We start from the raw sequence: 15926 nt of genomic DNA, 5'->3' as shown, positions 1-15926 counted from the left end.
CGCACGCCGTTGGCCCCGCGCCGGACCGTTCCGCTCGTCGGCCGCGGAATCGGCAAAACCCTGGTGTCCGCCTTCGGCCTCCGGACCGCCTGTTGCGTCATGGGACGACCGGTGGTGGCGCCCTTCGTTATTCACTGGCCGTCCGGGCGCCGTTCCGCGCCGTCCGCCTACCCCCGGACCCCCGAGGGGGCCGAGCCGGGCGTGCCGCACCGAGGACATACGACTTCACCAGATGGTTCCAGCTGCAGGTTCGGCACACCTCCACCACGTGGACGGCGAACTCCGAGAACCGGGTGGTCAGCATGATCAACTCTTCGGCGGTGCGCGCCGAACCCGATACCGCCCCCAGGTGTTCACCGAACACCCAGGACACGAGTGTGAGCTGCTCCTTACGGCAGATCGGGCAGATCACCTGGCTTTGTTTCCCGTGAAACTTCGCAGCGCGCAGTAGGTAGGGGTTTGCATCGCACACCTCGGAGACACCGGTGCGTCCCGAATACACCTCGGCCAGCAGTGAGCGCCGCCGAAGCGCGTAGTCCACCACCTGTCGCTGCAGTCGCACGGTGACCAGAGTACGTCGCCATCGGCACCACCGACACGCAACCGATGCTGTTATTGCGCGTCCGCTGGGTATTCGATGATCAACTGCGGGTCCGGACTTCTACGATCATCCCCGTGGCGAAATGGCTGGGCGCATCTGTCGCCCGTGGCGGCTCGACGACTACCCGTGCCAAAGATAGCGACCGGCACGACGCATGCCAGATACTCGACAACGCTCTAAGCGATGGCCAGCTCTCGATGGAGGAACATCGAGAGCGGGTCAGCACGGCCACCAACGCCGTGACGCTCGGAGATCTGCAGCACCTGATCGCCGATCTGCAAGCCGAGAGTGCGCCGGCGGAGGTGCCGGCGCTTCGAGCGCGCACGAGACGCAACAGCGTGGGCCTGCTGGCCGCGGCGCTGGGGGTGTCGGTGCTGCTGGGCGTCGGCATCGGCTGGGGGCTCTATGGCAACAGCAGCTCACCGCTGGACTTCACCACCGATCCGGGCGCCAAGGCCGACGGCATCCCCGCCCTGGTGTTGACTCCGCCGAAGCAGTTGCATTCGCTGGGTGGGCTCAGCGGTTTGATGGAGCAGACCCGCAAGAAGTTCGGGGACACCATGGGCTACCGGATGGTGATCTATCCGACATATGCCGTGCTCGATCGCAGAGACCCCGCCGACGACCGCCGAGTCTTGAGTTACACCTATCGCGGCGGCTGGGGCGACCCGACCAGCTCCGCCAAGGGCAGCACCGACAACACGCTAGTTGACCTCGGCAAATTCGACGTGAAAACGGCGGTCGGCATCATGCGAGGCGCCGCAGAAACCCTGGGCATGAAGCAATCGGACGTCACCAGCATGCATCTGTCCATCGATGCCGCCGCTGACCCCACTACACCCGGAGCGATATCGCTGGAGTTGTATGTATCCAGCGACTACGGCAGCGGCTACCTGGTCTTCGCCGGCGACGGCACCATCAAGCAGGTGAACTACCCCACGTAGGGGTGGCCACCCCCGAGGGGGCCGGTCGGTCGCCCGCGGCTCGGCATAGTGCGAATTCGCTCGTTGTGACCAACAGCGCACTAACACCCGGTGGTGTTGTGGCTAATATATCGAAACGATACGATTGCGCGAGGCGTCGGACCCTAGTAACGGACCAACGTAGCTAGCTGTGCAAAGGAGGTGACTCGATGCTGGAACTCGCCATCCTGGGTCTCCTGATCGAATCGCCCATGCACGGCTACGAATTGCGCAAACGACTGACCGGCCTGCTCGGCGCGTTCCGGGCATTTTCCTATGGTTCGCTCTACCCGGCGTTGCGGCGCATGCAGGCCGAAGGGTTGATTGCGGAAAATGCGGCCCCCGCGGGCACCCCGGTGCGGCGCGCCAGGAGGGTCTACCAACTGACCGACGCCGGGCGTAGACGCTTTGGCGAGCTGGTGGCCGACACCGGCCCACACAACTACACCGATGACGGCTTCGGCGTGCATCTAGCGTTTTTCAACCGGACGCCGGCAGAAGCGCGGATGCGCATCCTGGAGGGTCGTCGGCGCCAGGTCGAGGAACGTCGGGAGGGTCTGCGCGAGGCGGTGGCGCGGGCCAGCAACTCGTTTGACCGCTACACCCGCCAACTGCATCAGCTCGGGCTCGAGTCCAGCGAACGTGAAGTCAAGTGGCTCAATGAGCTCATCGCCGCGGAACGGGCAGCACCCAATCACGCCGAACAGACGTGAATCCCGCACAGGCCCCGCATCAAGATTCTCAAGGCACTACGGAAGTTATGACGTTAGGAGAACGCCCGAATGAGTGAGTACAAGCCGCTAGGGGCGCCGGGGGCGCAGCCCGAGGTACGAGTCGCCATTGTCGGCGTCGGCAACTGCGCGTCCTCGCTGGTCCAGGGCGTCGAGTACTACCAGAACGCCGACGACAACTCCTCGGTGCCCGGCCTCATGCACGTGCGGTTCGGTCCGTACCACGTCCGCGACGTCAAGTTCGTGGCCGCCTTCGACGTCGACGCCAAGAAGGTCGGCTTTGACTTGTCGGACGCGATCTTCGCCTCGGAGAACAACACGATCAAGATCGCCGACGTGGCACCCACCAACGTGGTGGTGCAGCGCGGCCCGACGCTGGACGGCATCGGCAAGTACTACGCCGACACGATCGAGCTCTCCGACACCGACCCCGTCGACGTGGTGCAGGCGCTCAAGGATGCCAAGGTTGATGTGCTGGTGTCCTACCTGCCGGTGGGCTCAGAAGAGGCGGACAAGTTCTACGCCCAGTGCGCCATCGACGCCGGAGTCGCGTTTGTGAACGCGCTACCGGTGTTCATCGCCTCCGACCCCGTTTGGGCCAAGAAGTTCGAGGACGCCGGCGTGCCGATCGTCGGTGACGACATCAAGAGCCAGGTCGGTGCCACGATCACGCACCGGGTGATGGCCAAACTCTTCGAGGACCGTGGCGTGCAGTTGGATCGCACCATGCAGCTCAACGTGGGCGGCAACATGGACTTTCTGAACATGCTCGAGCGCGAGCGGCTGGAGTCCAAGAAGATCTCCAAGACCCAGGCCGTGACGTCCAATGTGCAGCGCGAATTTAACTCCAAGGACGTCCACATCGGCCCATCCGACCACGTCGGCTGGCTCGATGACCGCAAGTGGGCCTACGTCCGCCTTGAGGGCCGTGCCTTCGGCGACGTGCCGTTGAATCTGGAGTACAAGCTCGAGGTCTGGGACTCGCCGAACTCGGCGGGTGTCATCATCGACGCGGTGCGGGCGGCCAAGATCGCCAAGGACCGCGGCATCGGCGGGCCGGTGGTCGCGGCGTCGGCCTACCTGATGAAGAGTCCGCCCGAGCAGCTAGCCGACGACGTCGCGCGCACGCAGCTCGAAGAGTTCATTATTGAGGCCTAATTCCTGGTGACGCGACCGGGCGGTCAAGCCGTCCTTTTCCGCCCGGCTCGTCATTCACATTGGTCATAGAGTTCGGGGTACCCCGAGTTGCCCACCTCTTCGCGACAAACCTCGGTGTGTCAGACAACGCGGCGCGGATTGTCGCTCTGAGGCGGGCACGATCCCACCCCACCAGTGCAGTTACTGAAGTGACAGGTGGGTCATTGATGTGCTGCTTCCGAGCTCGCGGCGTAGTTCGTAGTGTCAGGGATCGTGACCGAAATCTCCGACGACCAAATCTCCGGACTCAGCGAATTCGATCTGCTGGCCGAGAACGCTGAGCAGGCCGGCGTGCGCGGCCCGCTGCCTGAGGTAGCGCGGATCGAGGCGGGCACCGGCGAAGCCAGAGTCAGTGCCCTACGCTGGGGCAGCTCGACGCCGCGGGTGATCTTCCTACACGGCGGCGGGCAGAACGCCCACACCTGGGATACCGTGATCGTCGGCCTTGGAGTGCCCGCGTTGGCGGTGGATCTGCCCGGGCACGGTCATTCCGCTTGGCGAGGGGACGGCGACTACTCACCGCAACGCAACGCCAACACCCTCGCACCGGTGCTGCGCAAGCTGGCGCCGAGCGCCGAATTCGTGGTCGGCATGTCGCTGGGCGGGCTGACCGCGCTACGGCTTGGAACATTGGCGCCTGAGCTGGTGGACGAACTCGTGCTGGTCGACGTTACCCCGTCGGCATTGCAACGCCATTCCGAAATGACCGCCGAACAGCGCGGCACGGTGGCGCTGATGCATGGGGAACGGGAGTTCGGCAGCTTCCAGGCCATGGTGGATCTGACGATCGCCGCTGCACCACATCGGGAGGTCAAGGCGTTGCGACGCGGCGTGTTCCATAACTCTCGTCGCCTCGACAACGGCCACTGGACATGGCGCTACGACGCCATCCGCACGTTTCCGGACTTCGCCGGCCTCTGGGACGATGTCGAGGCGCTGTCGGCACCCATCACCCTGGTGCGGGGCGGCAAATCAGGCTTTGTCGACGACCAGGATGTTGCCGAACTGGGTAGGCGCGCAACACATTTCCGGGGTGCACGCGTCGTCGAGGATTCGGGACACTCGGTGCAAAGCGACCAACCCAACGTGCTGACCGGCATCCTGCGTGGGGTGCTCGACAAACGCTGAGCCTGCGCTGAAGGCGCCGAGCCTGCAGTGGCGGAGGATCACCGCGTCGCTCACCGACCGTGGACGCAGAGTCGAACGGGCCTACCGTGGTCCCATGACCTCACCCGCTCATCCTGATCGGCCCATCCGTATTGGCGTTCAACTGCAGCCGCAACACGCCCCGAACTATGGCCATATCCGCGATGCCGTTCGCCGCTGCGAAGACATCGGTGTCGACATCGTGTTCAACTGGGACCACTTCTTCCCGCTCTTCGGCGATCCCGATGGTGCTCATTTCGAATGCTGGACGATGCTCGGCGCCTGGGCCGAGCAGACCTCACGCATCCAGATCGGTGCCCTGGTCACCTGCAACTCCTATCGCAATCCAGAACTGCTCGCCGACATGGCTCGCACCGTCGACCACATTTCCGACGGTCGGCTCATCCTGGGTATCGGCTCGGGGTGGAAGCAGAAAGACTACGACGAATACGGTTACGAATTCGGCACCGCCGGTACCCGACTGGACGACCTCGCCGCTGCCCTCCCCCGCATCAACGCACGGCTGTCCAAGCTGAACCCCGCCCCGACCCGTCACATCCCGGTATTGATCGGCGGCGGGGGTGAACGCAAGACCCTGCGGCTGGTCGCCGAACACGCCGACATCTGGCACAGCTTCACCTCAGCTGGCCAGTTCCCGGCCAAATCCGATGTGCTCAGCAGGCACTGTGCCGAGGTCGGTCGAGATCCGGCCGCCATCGAACGCTCGGCCGCCGTCGGCAACGATGGCGAGCTGATCGCCAGCGCCCAGGCCCTCACCGACCTTGGTGTCAGTCTGCTGACCGTCGGCTGCGATGGTCCCGACTACAACCTGGCCGCAGCCGAGGCGCTCTGTAGATGGCGCGACAGTTAGCCACGGCTGGCATAGGCGCGGCCGCCGCCATCGGGGCCATCTGGTGGCGGTGACGAATTCCAGCGGGCCCCGCCCCGTCGACGCAAACCAAGATGGCTCGCGATGCCCGCGGGCCCTACCGGAAGACCTGTCTAGGGCTGCGAGCGGTCCCGGTGTCGACGATTCCGGCACGACCGCCTCGGTCGTGCCGTTGAGCTCGGTGAACATCGATGCACTGGGCTTGGGCACCCCCGGGGTTCTGACGGCCGGCACGCTATCGGACGCCGAACACCTGCATCAACTCCACTGGGCGATTCACCGGCTTCGGTAACGAACCACTCCGAGCCGTCGCCGCCAGGCTGGGCCTACACGTCCGATTCGTGGGCACCCCGCTCGCGCGCTTGGTTTCAGCTATTCGGGTGCGATGCGGCTGGTTGTCGTGCCGCGAGGAGTACGGAGGGTGCTGCCGGCACTGGTCAACCAGTTCATCGCACTGCTCAAAGCCTCCGCGTTGGTCTACTTCCTGGGTCTGGTCGCCAATCAGCGTGAGCTATTCCAGGTCGGCCGTGACCTCAACGCCCAGACCGGCAATCTGTCGCCGCTGGTGGCCGCGCGCATCTTCTACCTCGTGTTGACGGTCCCACTGACACACCTGGTCAACTACATTGACGCCCGGCTGCGGCGCGGCCGCGCCAAACCGGATCCCGAAGACCCGTCCGAAATCGTCACCTCGACCCTCGGTCCGGCGATCACATGATGGGCGTTGCACCACACGGAATCCCAGTTTCGCTGGCAGCCAAGGATATTCATCAGACTCTGGGCGGTACCACAGTCCTGCGCGGTGTCGATATCGAGGTGCCGGCAGGGACGACCGCGGCGGTGATCGGTCCTTCCGGGTCCGGCAAGTCGACGCTGCTTCGCACCCTGAACCGGTTGCACGAGCCGGACCGGGGCGACATCCTGCTGGACGGACGATCGGTGTTGCGCGACAACCCCAACCAACTGCGCCAGCGCATCGGGATGGTGTCCCAGCATTTCAACCTGTTCCCGCACCGCAGCGTGCTCGACAACGTCGCGCTGGCGCCGCGAAAGCTGTGCCGGTTGCCATCCGGCCAGGCCAGGGAGCTGGCCCTCGCTCACTTGGACCGAGTTGGCCTGAAACACAAGGCCAGTGCCCGCCCCGGCACACTATCGGGTGGCCAGCAGCAACGCGTCGCGATTGCCCGTGCACTGGCGATGGCACCGCAAGTGATGCTCTTCGATGAAGCAACCTCAGCGCTCGACCCCGAAATGGTCAAAGACATCCTGGCACTGATCGCCGACCTCGGAGCCGACGGTATGACCATGGTGGTAGTCACCCACGAAATGGGCTTCGCCCGCTCGACATCGGATGCCGTCGTATTCATGGATCATGGGAAGGTTGTCGAAGCCGGCCCCCCGGCCCAAATATTCGAGGCCGCACAAACCGAGCGGCTACAGCGGATCCTGGCCCAAGTGCTGTGATCATCGCGGGCTGGACCAAACAGTGTCTTGAGCTAGACACATGTCGGGTTAGACTGCCGACTTATGGCGGAGAGCAAATCCACCGCACCCGAGGTGACGGAGCTGGCGGAGGGATTGCATCGCGCATTGTCCAAGCTGTTCTCGATCCTGCGGCGCGGAGACCCCAACGGAGCGGTCGCCGGCGAATTGACGCTAGCGCAACTGTCGATTCTAGTGACGTTGCTCGACCGAGGTCCGATCAGGATGACCGACCTGGCCGCGCACGAACGGGTTCGAACGCCCACGACCACCGTGGCGATCCGCCGCCTGGAGAAAATTGGCCTGGTCAAGCGATCACGTGACCCATCAGACCTGCGTGCCGTGCTGGTCGACATCACCGCAGAGGGGCGTTCCGTACACGCCGAGTCGCTGGCCAACAGGCACGCTGCTCTCGCCGGCATGCTTAGCCAACTCCCGCACTCCGACCTCGACACCCTGACCGCGGCGCTGGCGCCGCTGCAACGTTTGGCCGCTGGCGAACCCGCCGGCCCGCCCCCGAGCGACCCATCGCACCCAATGAATCGTGAAACTAACTGACTGCCAGAGAGATTGGTAATTACTAAAGCGATGCCAACTGCACTCATCACCGGCGCCAGCCGCGGCATTGGCTCCGCGATCGCGAAAGCGTTGGCGCCAACGCACACCCTGCTCTTGGCCGGCCGTCCCTCCGAGCGGCTTGACGCCGTCGCCGAGCGGCTGGGTGCCACCACGTTTCCGCTGGAACTGACTGACACCGATACGATCCAGGCCAGCTGCGAGGTGGTGGACCAACTAGACGTGTTGGTCCACAACGCCGGGTTGTCCATTCCCGGTCATTTTGGGGACTCCGACGTCGACGACTGGCGGGCCACTTTCGATGTCAATGTCTTTGGAGCGGTGGCACTTACGTTGGCCCTGTTACCAGCGCTGCGACAAGCACGCGGCCAAGTGGTGTTCATCAACTCTGGCTCGGGACGCAATGTTTCCCCGGGCATGGCGTCCTACTCCGCGAGCAAGTTCGCCTTACGCGCAGTCGCCAACTCGTTGCGTGCCGACGAGCCCACGTTGCGGGTGACCACGGTCTTTCCCGGACGTACCGATACCGACATGCAGCGCGAACTGGTCGAGTTCGAAGGTGGTGACTACGATCCCAGCAGATTCCTGCGGGCCGACACCATTGCCGCAGCGGTCGCCAACGCGGTGGCCACCCCGCCCGACGGCCACGTCCACGAGGTCGTCATCCGGCCTCGGTAGCGTGCTACCGTGCGTACCATTCCCGTCATATCACGAAAATGATTGTGCACCGGCCACTTAGACGACGAGGTTGACCAAGCGACCGGTGACCACGATGACCTTGCGTGGCGTGGCACCGGCCAGAAACGCCTGCACTTTTTCATCCGCCAGTGCAGCGGCCTGGACCGCGTCGTCGGCGGCGTCGGCGGCCACAACTACCCGACCGCGCACCTTGCCATTCACCTGCACCGGGTATTCGACGGTGTCGTCGATCAGATATCGAGGATCGGCTTGCGGGAAAGGGCCGTGCGCTAGCGAGGTGCTATTTCCCAGCCGTAGCCACAGCTCCTCTGCCATGTGTGGGGCAAGTGGCGCGAGCATCAACACCAGCGGCTCCACCGCGACCCGAGGAACTGACGCGCGATGCTGCTTGGTCAGATGGTTGGTGTACTCGATCAGCTTGGCCGCCGCAGTGTTATTGCGTAGTGCCGCATAGTCTTCAGAGACACCGGCGATCGTGCGATGCAACACACGTAAGGTGTCGATATTCAGCTCGCCATTGTCGTCGCGTACCCGGGTTTCGCCGGTGCGCTCGTCGATTACCAACCGCCATACCCGCTGCAGAAAGCGTTGGGCACCAACGACGTCCTTAGTAGCCCACGGCCTGGACGCCTCAAGTGGGCCCATCGACATCTCATAGACCCGCAGCGTATCGGCTCCGTATTCGTCGCAGATTTCGTCGGGTGATATCGAATTCTTCAGGCTCTTACCAATTTTGCCGAATTCCTCGAACACTTCGATCTCGCCGTCAGGGCCCGGATAGACAAACTTGCCGTCACGCTCGATCACCTTGTCGGCCGGCACATACGATCCGCGCGAATCGGTATAGGCAAATGCCTGGATGTAGCCCTGATTGATGAGCTTGCGGTAGGGCTCGCGCGAACTCACGTGACCCAGGTCGTATAGCACCTTGTGCCAGAACCTGGCGTACAGCAGATGCAGGACGGCGTGCTCGGCGCCACCGACGTACAGGTCGACGCCGCCAGGATCGTCCGGGCCGTATTCGGCTGGCCTCGGGCCCATCCAATACGCCTCGTTTTCCTTGGCGCACAGCTGTGTTGAGTTGTGCGGATCCGTATAGCGCAGCTCATACCAAGAGCTACCGGCCCACTGCGGCATCACATTGGTGTCGCGGGTGTAGGGCTTTAGGCCGTCGCCCAGATCCAATTCCACGTGTACCCAGTCGGTCGCCTTGGCCAGCGGTGGCGAGGGCTGGCTATCCGCGTCGTCTGGATCGAACAACACCGGCGAGTAGTCCGGCACATCGGGCAACTCAACCGGCAACGCGGCCTCGTCGAGGGCATGCGGCCTTTCATCGCTGTCGTACACGATCGGGAACGGCTCGCCCCAATACCGCTGTCGCGCGAAAAGCCAGTCACGGAGCTTGAATTCGATACGCGCACGGCCCCGGCCATCTGACTCGAGGCGAGCGGTGATGGCTTCTTTGGCGTCCGCCACGTTCATGCCGTCGAGATAGCCGGAGTTCACCAGGGCGCCGTCACCGGTGTACGCCGATTCTGAAATATCGCCGCCAGCAATCACTTCCACGACCGGAAGGCCAAAGGCCCGGGCAAAGTCCCAGTCCCGCTGATCATGGCCCGGCACCGCCATGATGGCCCCGGTGCCGTAGCCGGCCAACACGTAGTCAGCGATGAAGATCGGCACCCGCTGACCGTTGGCCGGGTTCCCAGCGTAGCTGCCCAGGAAGACGCCGGTCTTCTCCCTGCTTTCCTGACGCTCCAAGTCCGACTTGGCCGCAATTGCGCGACGATAGGCGGCGACGGCCTCTGCCGGCGTTGCCGCGCCATAGGTCCATCGCGAGTCGACGCCATCTGGCCAAGCTGCGGCGACCAGGTCATCAACCAGTTCATGTTCGGGAGCCAGAACCAGATACGTCGCGCCGAACATGGTGTCGGGCCGGGTGGTAAAAACCTCGAGGTCGACTCCTGCACCGGCCCGGTCACCACTGGCCGCCGTCGCCGAAAACAACGCAGAAGAGCCGGTCGAGCGGCCGATCCAGTTTCGCTGCATGGTCTTGACCTGCTCTGGCCAATCCAGCACATCCAGGTCGTCGAGCAACCGGTCCGAGTAGGCGGTAATGCGCATCATCCATTGCCGCAGCCGCTTGCGGAACACCGGAAAGTTACCCCGATCGCTGCGGCCGTCGGCGGTGACTTCTTCGTTGGCCAGCACCGTGCCCAGCCCCGGGCACCAATTGACCATCGAGTCGGCCCGATAAACCAGCCGGTAACTGTCGACGACATCGGCCCGCTCCCCCGCCGACAGCGCGGCCCAATACCGACCATCATCGAGAGTCTTGGCACCGGAATCGAATTCGGCAATTAGCTCTTTGATGGGACGGGCCTTGTTGGAGTTGACATCGAACCAGGCGTTGTAGATCTGCAGGAAAATCCACTGCGTCCACCTGTAGAACTCGACATCCGTGGTCGAGAAGCTGCGGCGGCTGTCATAGCCGAGACCAAGTCGGCCCAACTGGCGCCGGAAGTTGACGATGTTGGCCTCGGTCCTGATGCGCGGGTGCGTGCCCGTCTGTACGGCGTATTGCTCCGCTGGCAGCCCAAAGGAATCGAACCCCAACGCATGCAGCACGTTGTGGCCCTTCATCCGGTGGAAGCGGGCGAAGACGTCGGTGGCGATATAGCCCAGCGGATGACCTACGTGTAGGCCTTCACCGGATGGATAGGGAAACATGTCCTGGACGAACAGCTTGTCGGTCGGTACCGGGGACCCGTCCATTGGAGCCAACGTTCCCACCGGGTTGGGCACATTAAACGTCCCCAGTCGGTCCCAATTGTCCTGCCAGGTCCGCTCCAGCCCGGCCGCCAGCTCGGCGGTGTAGCGGTACCGCGGCGCCTCGGACTCCGCGTCTTGGACACCGAGCATGTCGCCGGGTGGGCCGCCGGGTGTCGTGGTCGACGATTCGGTCACGCCCAACAGGGTATAAGGGCGGCACCGTGGGGGTTAGCGCCCAGGCGGCGGCCACAGGTTGGTATCGGTTGCATTGCACACCGGTCAGAGGTTCATCCCAGCTCTATTTCGAGCCTGTTCAGCGCCGTTGACCGCTGGTTACATTCAGCCTCGACGACGGGCATTGGCGCCCGATCAGTTCGGAGGGACCGACGCAAAATGATCCGGATCGCGCGCACCTTGCGGGTCTTCGCAGGTGGCATCGCCGCCGGTGTCATCGGCGTCATGGTTATCGCGGGCGGCAAGGCGTCAGCCGAACCACTGATTCCCCAGCCACCCGCCCCCGCTCCGGTTCCCGCGCAGTCGACAACCCCACCCGTTCAGAACCTCACCGCAGTTCCGGGCGGGGTCAGCAACAGATTCTCTCCCGCTCCCGCACCGGTACCCGTACAAGCGCCGATAGCGACCTCGGCGCCCATCCCCGCAGCCGTCCCGGCAACCGGGTCCGCACCCGCGGCAGCGGTGCCGCTGCCCCCCTCGGTGACTCCCGCCACGACCGGCACGCTGAGGGAGTACCTGCAAGACAAAGGCGTCAAACTGGAGGCGCAGCGCCCCGAGGGGTTCAAAGCTCTCGACATCGTGCTGCCAATGCCTCCGCGGTGGACTCAGGTGCCCGATCCCAATGTGCCCGATGCGTTTGCGGTCATCGCCGACCGGGTCGGCGGCAATAGCGTTTACACGTCGAACGCACAGGTGGTGGTGTACCGGCTGCTCGGCGATTTCGATGCCACCGAGGCGATCTCGCACGGCTTCGTCGAAAGCCAGAAACTGCTGGCCTGGCGCACGACAAACGCGTCGATGGCCAACTTCGCCGGCTTCCCGTCCTCAATCATTGAGGGCACCTTTCGCGAGAACGACATGACGCTCAACACCTCCCGACGCCATGTGCTGGCCAGCGCTGGAGCCGATAGATATCTGGTGTCGCTATCGGTGACTACCGCGCTGTCGCAGGCGGTGGCCGACGGTCCGGCCACCGACGCCATCATCAACGGGTTCCGGGTGTCAGTGCCGGCGGCGCAGGGGCATGCGCCCGCGCGACCGGGGGCAGCGTCCACAGCACCGGTCGCGCCCGTTCAAGCACCGGCCCCGGTAACAACCCACCCGGCGCCGGTGGCCGCGCCCGCCCAGGTACCCCCGCACGCGCCCGCACCCAACCTCAATACCGCCGTGCAGTCGGTGCCGGGCACCGCGTCCGCGCTGCCGCCGCTGGCAACGCTGACGCCCGCCCCGTCGCACTAGCCACCGCCGAACCCGCGCGATCGATCCCGAACCTGGCCGAAGGCGTAGCGGTAATCGCCAGCTCGTATTGTGAGCCCATGCTTATCGCGGGCGTGCTGTGTCTATGCGCGGCGCTGGCTTCAGCAATTTCGGCCACCTGGTCCGTTTCCCAGCCGCCGACCGCGGAAACCGGTCGGCTAGCGCTCCGCGCGATGGCGCCCACTCAGTTCGCCGCCGCCATCATGCTGGCAGCCGGGGGAGTGGTTGGGCTCACCGCATCCCCGCCCACCGCCGTGGTGGTGGTGATCGTCTGCGTTGCCGGCGCGTTCGGAACTCTGGCCGCCGGTTCGTGGCAGAGCGCCCGCTACCTGCTCGCGCGGCAGGCCGCGGACCCTGACCCGGATGCTTGCACCGGCTCCTGCGAATCCTGCGCGTTTTCCTGTCACTGAATTCGGGGCCATCGATCACCCGGTGCGTATCCAGGGGCCGACGAGCCGGGGGAGCGCGCTAGTTCCGACTGAGATCGATCGGATGGGTGGCAATCAGCGAAAGTGGCCACGGCTGTCGGCGCAGCACCTGTCCCCACAGGTCGGCTCTGGGCGGGACCAGAACGTCAGATGGCAATGCCGACAACACAATCCAATCGTCGCGTTCGATCTCTCCTTCGAGCTGACCGATGGTCCAACCGGAGTACCCAGCGTAGATTCGTACCCCTTCGACCAGCGGCGCGATCAGATCCGGTTCGGCATCGAGATCAACCATCACGATGCGGCCTGCGACGTGACGCAGGCCGGATACTCCATCTGGATCGGCGCCGATACGCAACGCCGCCAGACACAGCGCAGCGTCGCGCTTCACCGGGCCTCCCACGAACATCGTCTTTGGCTTGGACGCGAGTTTGGCCCACTGTGGCAATACGTTGTAGACCGCGGTTTCGCTGGGTCTGTTGAGCACCACACCCAAGGTGCCGCCGTCATTGTGCTCGACGATGTAGATCACACTGCGCCGGAAAGTTGGTTCCAGCAGATCGGTGTTGGCCAGTAGCAAAGTGCCCGCCCGCACCCGCTGCGCCGCGGGTGCGGCATAGTCTTCCGGATCGTCGTGCGCCGCCACCACAACATCATGGCACTCCCAACAGCATTGCCGGGTTAAACCAGCGCGGTCGACAGATATTTGTACTGTTGTTGGATCGGCACCGCGGGAATCAGCCTTGCCTGCGTCCGACCGTGGAAGTGGGTTCAGTGATTCGCAGCCGGATGCACGCCAGCGCACCGCTGGCACTTTGGCATTCGGTGCGTGATCTGCCCGATTTCTGGCGGCTGTTGCAGGTGCGCATGGCAAGCCAATTCGGCGACGGGCTTTTCCAGGCGGGTTTGGCAGGAGCGCTGCTATTCAACCCTGACCGGGCTACCGATCCGATGGCGATTGCGCGCGCGTTTGCGGTGCTGTTTCTGCCGTACTCGCTGATTGGTCCCTTTGCCGGCGCGCTGATGGACCGGTGGGATCGGCGGCTGGTGCTGGTTGGCGCCAACGCGGGCCGGTTGGTCTTCATTGCCGGGATCGCCACGATTTTGGCGGTTGGGGCCGGCGACCTGCTGCTGCTGTGCGGCGCCCTGCTGGCCAACGGCTTGGCCCGGTTCGTGGCCTCCGGGTTATCGGCGGCGTTGCCGCACGTAGTGCCCCGCGAGCAGGTGGTCACGATGAATTCGGTGGCCATCGCGGCGGGCGCGGTCTCGGCATTCCTCGGTGCCAACTTCATGTTGCTGCCCCGTTGGCTCGCCGGCGGCGGAGACCACGGCGCCGCCGCAGTCATCTTCATCGCCATGCTCCCGGTAGCGCTGGCACTGCTGCTATCGCTGCGATTCGCGCCGCGGGCGCTTGGTCCCGACGACACCCAGCGCGCAATCCACGGATCGGCCGTCTACGCGGTGATCACCGGCTGGCTACACGGGGTGCGCACCGTTATTCAGCTCCCCAGCGTCGGCGCCGCCTTGTCCGGCTTGGCCGCACACCGGATGGTGGTCGGCATCAATTCATTGCTGGTCCTGCTGTTGGTCCACCACATGCGAGACGCCGAGGTGGAAGGGTTGGGGACCGCCCTGATGTTCTTCGCCGCCACCGGTCTCGGGGCGTTTCTGGCCAATGTCTTGACCCCGGCCTGCATTCGGCGCTGGGGCCGCTATGCCACCGCCAACGGCGCATTGGCGGCGGCCGCGACCGTCCAGCTCGCCGGTGCCGGCTTGGTGCTCCCGATCATGGTGGTGTGCGGATTTCTGCTGGGTGTGGCCGGTCAAGTGGTTAAACTGTGCGCCGATTCCGCGATGCAAATCGACGTCGACGACGCCCTGCGCGGCCACGTTTTCGCTGTGCAGGATGCGTTGTTCTGGGTCTCATATATCGCTTCGGTTACTGTGGCCGCGGCATTGATCCCAGATGACGGACACGCGCCGGCGTTCGCCCTGTCCGGTTCGGTCATCTATGTGGTCGGGCTGGCGGTGCACGGCATGGTGGGGCGGCGGACACCGTCGTCGAACGGCAACTAAGGGAGGTTAATCATGGCGGACCCAGGTCCGATCGTCGCTGACCTACGCGCGGAGAGCGACGACCTCGACGCCCTGGTGGCACCCCTACCACCGGAGCGCTGGAGCGAGCCGACGCCGGCGCCGGGTTGGAGCATCGCGCACCAGATCGCGCATCTGCTGTGGACCGACCGGGTGGCGCTGACCGCGGTCACCGATGAGGCCGCTTTCGCCGACGTCCTGACCGCGGCCGCGGCCAACCCGACCGGGTTCGTGGACGAGGGCGCCGAAGAGCTGGCCACCGGGGCGCCCAGCGAGCTGCTCCGCGATTGGCGGGTCACTCGCGGCCAACTCCACGATGCGCTGCGGACTGTTCCCGAGGGCCGCAAGTTGCCCTGGTTTGGTCCGCCAATGAGCGCCCCGTCGATGGCCACCGCACGGTTGATGGAGACCTGGGCGCATGGACTTGACGTGGCCGACGCCCTGAGGGTCGTTCGTCCCGCCACCGAACGGCTGCGGTCGATCGCGCATCTCGGTGTCCGCACCCGTGATTACGCCTACTTCGTGAACAATCTGGCACCGCCGACCCAGCCTTTTCTGGTCGAGCTGAGCGGCCCGGGCGGAGACATCTGGTCGTGGGGACCGGCCGATGCGGCGCAGCGAGTCACCGGATCCGCCGAAGACTTCTGCTTTCTGGTCACCCAGCGGCGACCGTTGAGCGAGCTCAACCTCAACGCGACGGGGCAGGACGCACAGCAGTGGCTAGAGATCGCGCAAGCCTTCGCCGGACCTCCCGGCCCTGGCCGATAGGCGCGCGCAGCGACTCATGCTCACCAGGATTCCGCATCCTGGTCAAACACCATGTACTACAACGTGTTCAGTCAATACGCCCGCGTGAAG

General features: G+C 64.6%; 15 protein-coding genes and 1 pseudogene. 13 read left to right on the top strand and 3 right to left on the bottom strand.

Annotated features, from left to right (window positions below):
• Positions 1 to 127: 127 nt before the first annotated feature.
• Positions 128 to 562 (bottom strand): DUF5318 family protein, encoded by a 435-nt coding sequence (locus MB901379_RS00330; RefSeq protein ID WP_158014792.1) that lies wholly within the window; start codon positions 560 to 562, stop codon positions 128 to 130.
• A gap of 113 nt (positions 563 to 675) precedes the next feature.
• Between MB901379_RS00330 and MB901379_RS00325 the strand changes: the two genes are divergently transcribed.
• The 9 genes and pseudogenes from MB901379_RS00325 to MB901379_RS00285 all read left to right on the top strand — a co-directional run bounded on the left by MB901379_RS00325 (position 676) and on the right by MB901379_RS00285 (position 8262).
• Entirely contained in the window at positions 676 to 1545 is an 870-nt protein-coding gene (locus tag MB901379_RS00325; RefSeq protein ID WP_158014791.1) for a DUF1707 SHOCT-like domain-containing protein, read from the top strand.
• A gap of 188 nt (positions 1546 to 1733) precedes the next feature.
• Positions 1734 to 2276 carry a PadR family transcriptional regulator gene (locus MB901379_RS00320; protein WP_158014790.1) on the top strand — a complete coding sequence of 181 codons (543 nt, stop codon included), beginning with the start codon at positions 1734 to 1736 and terminating at the stop codon, positions 2274 to 2276.
• A 69-nt stretch (positions 2277 to 2345) separates the two neighbouring features.
• Complete coding sequence (locus MB901379_RS00315) at positions 2346 to 3452, top strand: inositol-3-phosphate synthase (protein WP_158014789.1); 1107 nt, start codon at positions 2346 to 2348, stop codon at positions 3450 to 3452.
• Positions 3453 to 3713: 261 nt separating this feature from the next.
• A complete protein-coding gene (locus tag MB901379_RS00310) occupies positions 3714 to 4619 on the top strand; it encodes an alpha/beta fold hydrolase (protein WP_408632403.1) in 906 nt (301 codons plus the stop codon).
• Positions 4620 to 4713: 94 nt separating this feature from the next.
• The gene (locus MB901379_RS00305; RefSeq protein ID WP_158014787.1) at positions 4714 to 5508 is read left to right on the top strand and encodes an LLM class F420-dependent oxidoreductase; all 795 of its coding nucleotides are present in this window, start codon (positions 4714 to 4716) and stop codon (positions 5506 to 5508) included.
• A 370-nt stretch (positions 5509 to 5878) separates the two neighbouring features.
• Positions 5879 to 6244: pseudogene (locus MB901379_RS00300) on the top strand (ABC transporter permease subunit); the annotation flags it as partial.
• Positions 6244 to 6990 (top strand): amino acid ABC transporter ATP-binding protein, encoded by a 747-nt coding sequence (locus tag MB901379_RS00295; protein ID WP_158018849.1) that lies wholly within the window; start codon positions 6244 to 6246, stop codon positions 6988 to 6990. The pseudogene MB901379_RS00300 and the gene MB901379_RS00295, both read left to right, overlap by 1 nt.
• Before the next feature lie 63 nt (positions 6991 to 7053).
• On the top strand, positions 7054 to 7566 hold the full coding sequence (locus MB901379_RS00290) for a MarR family winged helix-turn-helix transcriptional regulator (protein ID WP_158014786.1): 513 nt from the start codon (positions 7054 to 7056) through the stop codon (positions 7564 to 7566).
• A 30-nt stretch (positions 7567 to 7596) separates the two neighbouring features.
• Positions 7597 to 8262 (top strand): SDR family oxidoreductase, encoded by a 666-nt coding sequence (locus MB901379_RS00285; protein WP_158014785.1) that lies wholly within the window; start codon positions 7597 to 7599, stop codon positions 8260 to 8262.
• Between the two features lie 57 nt (positions 8263 to 8319).
• On the opposite strand, the gene leuS is transcribed toward MB901379_RS00285, so the two are convergent.
• Complete coding sequence (gene leuS, locus MB901379_RS00280; RefSeq protein ID WP_408632324.1) at positions 8320 to 11250, bottom strand: leucine--tRNA ligase; 2931 nt, start codon at positions 11248 to 11250, stop codon at positions 8320 to 8322.
• A 198-nt stretch (positions 11251 to 11448) separates the two neighbouring features.
• On the opposite strand from leuS, the gene MB901379_RS00275 reads away from it, so the two are divergent.
• Both MB901379_RS00275 and MB901379_RS00270 read left to right on the top strand, forming a co-directional pair.
• Positions 11449 to 12528 (top strand): LpqN/LpqT family lipoprotein, encoded by a 1080-nt coding sequence (locus MB901379_RS00275; protein WP_158014784.1) that lies wholly within the window; start codon positions 11449 to 11451, stop codon positions 12526 to 12528.
• A 77-nt stretch (positions 12529 to 12605) separates the two neighbouring features.
• The gene (locus tag MB901379_RS00270; RefSeq protein ID WP_158014783.1) at positions 12606 to 12956 is read left to right on the top strand and encodes a hypothetical protein; all 351 of its coding nucleotides are present in this window, start codon (positions 12606 to 12608) and stop codon (positions 12954 to 12956) included.
• Between the two features lie 58 nt (positions 12957 to 13014).
• On the opposite strand, the gene MB901379_RS00265 is transcribed toward MB901379_RS00270, so the two are convergent.
• The gene (locus tag MB901379_RS00265) at positions 13015 to 13623 is read right to left on the bottom strand and encodes a YqgE/AlgH family protein (protein WP_158014782.1); all 609 of its coding nucleotides are present in this window, start codon (positions 13621 to 13623) and stop codon (positions 13015 to 13017) included.
• 140 nt (positions 13624 to 13763) lie between these two features.
• Between MB901379_RS00265 and MB901379_RS00260 the strand changes: the two genes are divergently transcribed.
• Complete coding sequence (locus MB901379_RS00260; RefSeq protein ID WP_158018847.1) at positions 13764 to 15050, top strand: MFS transporter; 1287 nt, start codon at positions 13764 to 13766, stop codon at positions 15048 to 15050.
• A gap of 12 nt (positions 15051 to 15062) precedes the next feature.
• Complete coding sequence (locus MB901379_RS00255) at positions 15063 to 15836, top strand: TIGR03084 family metal-binding protein (protein WP_158014781.1); 774 nt, start codon at positions 15063 to 15065, stop codon at positions 15834 to 15836.
• Positions 15837 to 15926 lie beyond the last annotated feature (90 nt).

This window comes from Mycobacterium basiliense (assembly GCF_900292015.1).
Taxonomy (GTDB): Bacteria; Actinomycetota; Actinomycetes; order Mycobacteriales; family Mycobacteriaceae; genus Mycobacterium; species Mycobacterium basiliense.
The sequence above is the reverse complement of the archived record's forward strand: the minus strand, read 5'-3'. Positions and strand labels throughout refer to the sequence as shown.

Coding starts and splice junctions, on each gene's coding strand:
- MB901379_RS00320 (WP_158014790.1), top strand. CDS start 1,734: ATGCTGGAACTCGCCATCCTGGGTCTCCTGATCGAATCGCCCATGCAC.
- MB901379_RS00315 (WP_158014789.1), top strand. CDS start 2,346: ATGAGTGAGTACAAGCCGCTAGGGGCGCCGGGGGCGCAGCCCGAGGTA.
- MB901379_RS00305 (WP_158014787.1), top strand. CDS start 4,714: ATGACCTCACCCGCTCATCCTGATCGGCCCATCCGTATTGGCGTTCAA.
- MB901379_RS00295 (WP_158018849.1), top strand. CDS start 6,244: ATGGGCGTTGCACCACACGGAATCCCAGTTTCGCTGGCAGCCAAGGAT.
- MB901379_RS00290 (WP_158014786.1), top strand. CDS start 7,054: ATGGCGGAGAGCAAATCCACCGCACCCGAGGTGACGGAGCTGGCGGAG.
- MB901379_RS00285 (WP_158014785.1), top strand. CDS start 7,597: ATGCCAACTGCACTCATCACCGGCGCCAGCCGCGGCATTGGCTCCGCG.
- MB901379_RS00275 (WP_158014784.1), top strand. CDS start 11,449: ATGATCCGGATCGCGCGCACCTTGCGGGTCTTCGCAGGTGGCATCGCC.
- MB901379_RS00270 (WP_158014783.1), top strand. CDS start 12,606: ATGCTTATCGCGGGCGTGCTGTGTCTATGCGCGGCGCTGGCTTCAGCA.
- MB901379_RS00260 (WP_158018847.1), top strand. CDS start 13,764: ATGCACGCCAGCGCACCGCTGGCACTTTGGCATTCGGTGCGTGATCTG.
- MB901379_RS00255 (WP_158014781.1), top strand. CDS start 15,063: ATGGCGGACCCAGGTCCGATCGTCGCTGACCTACGCGCGGAGAGCGAC.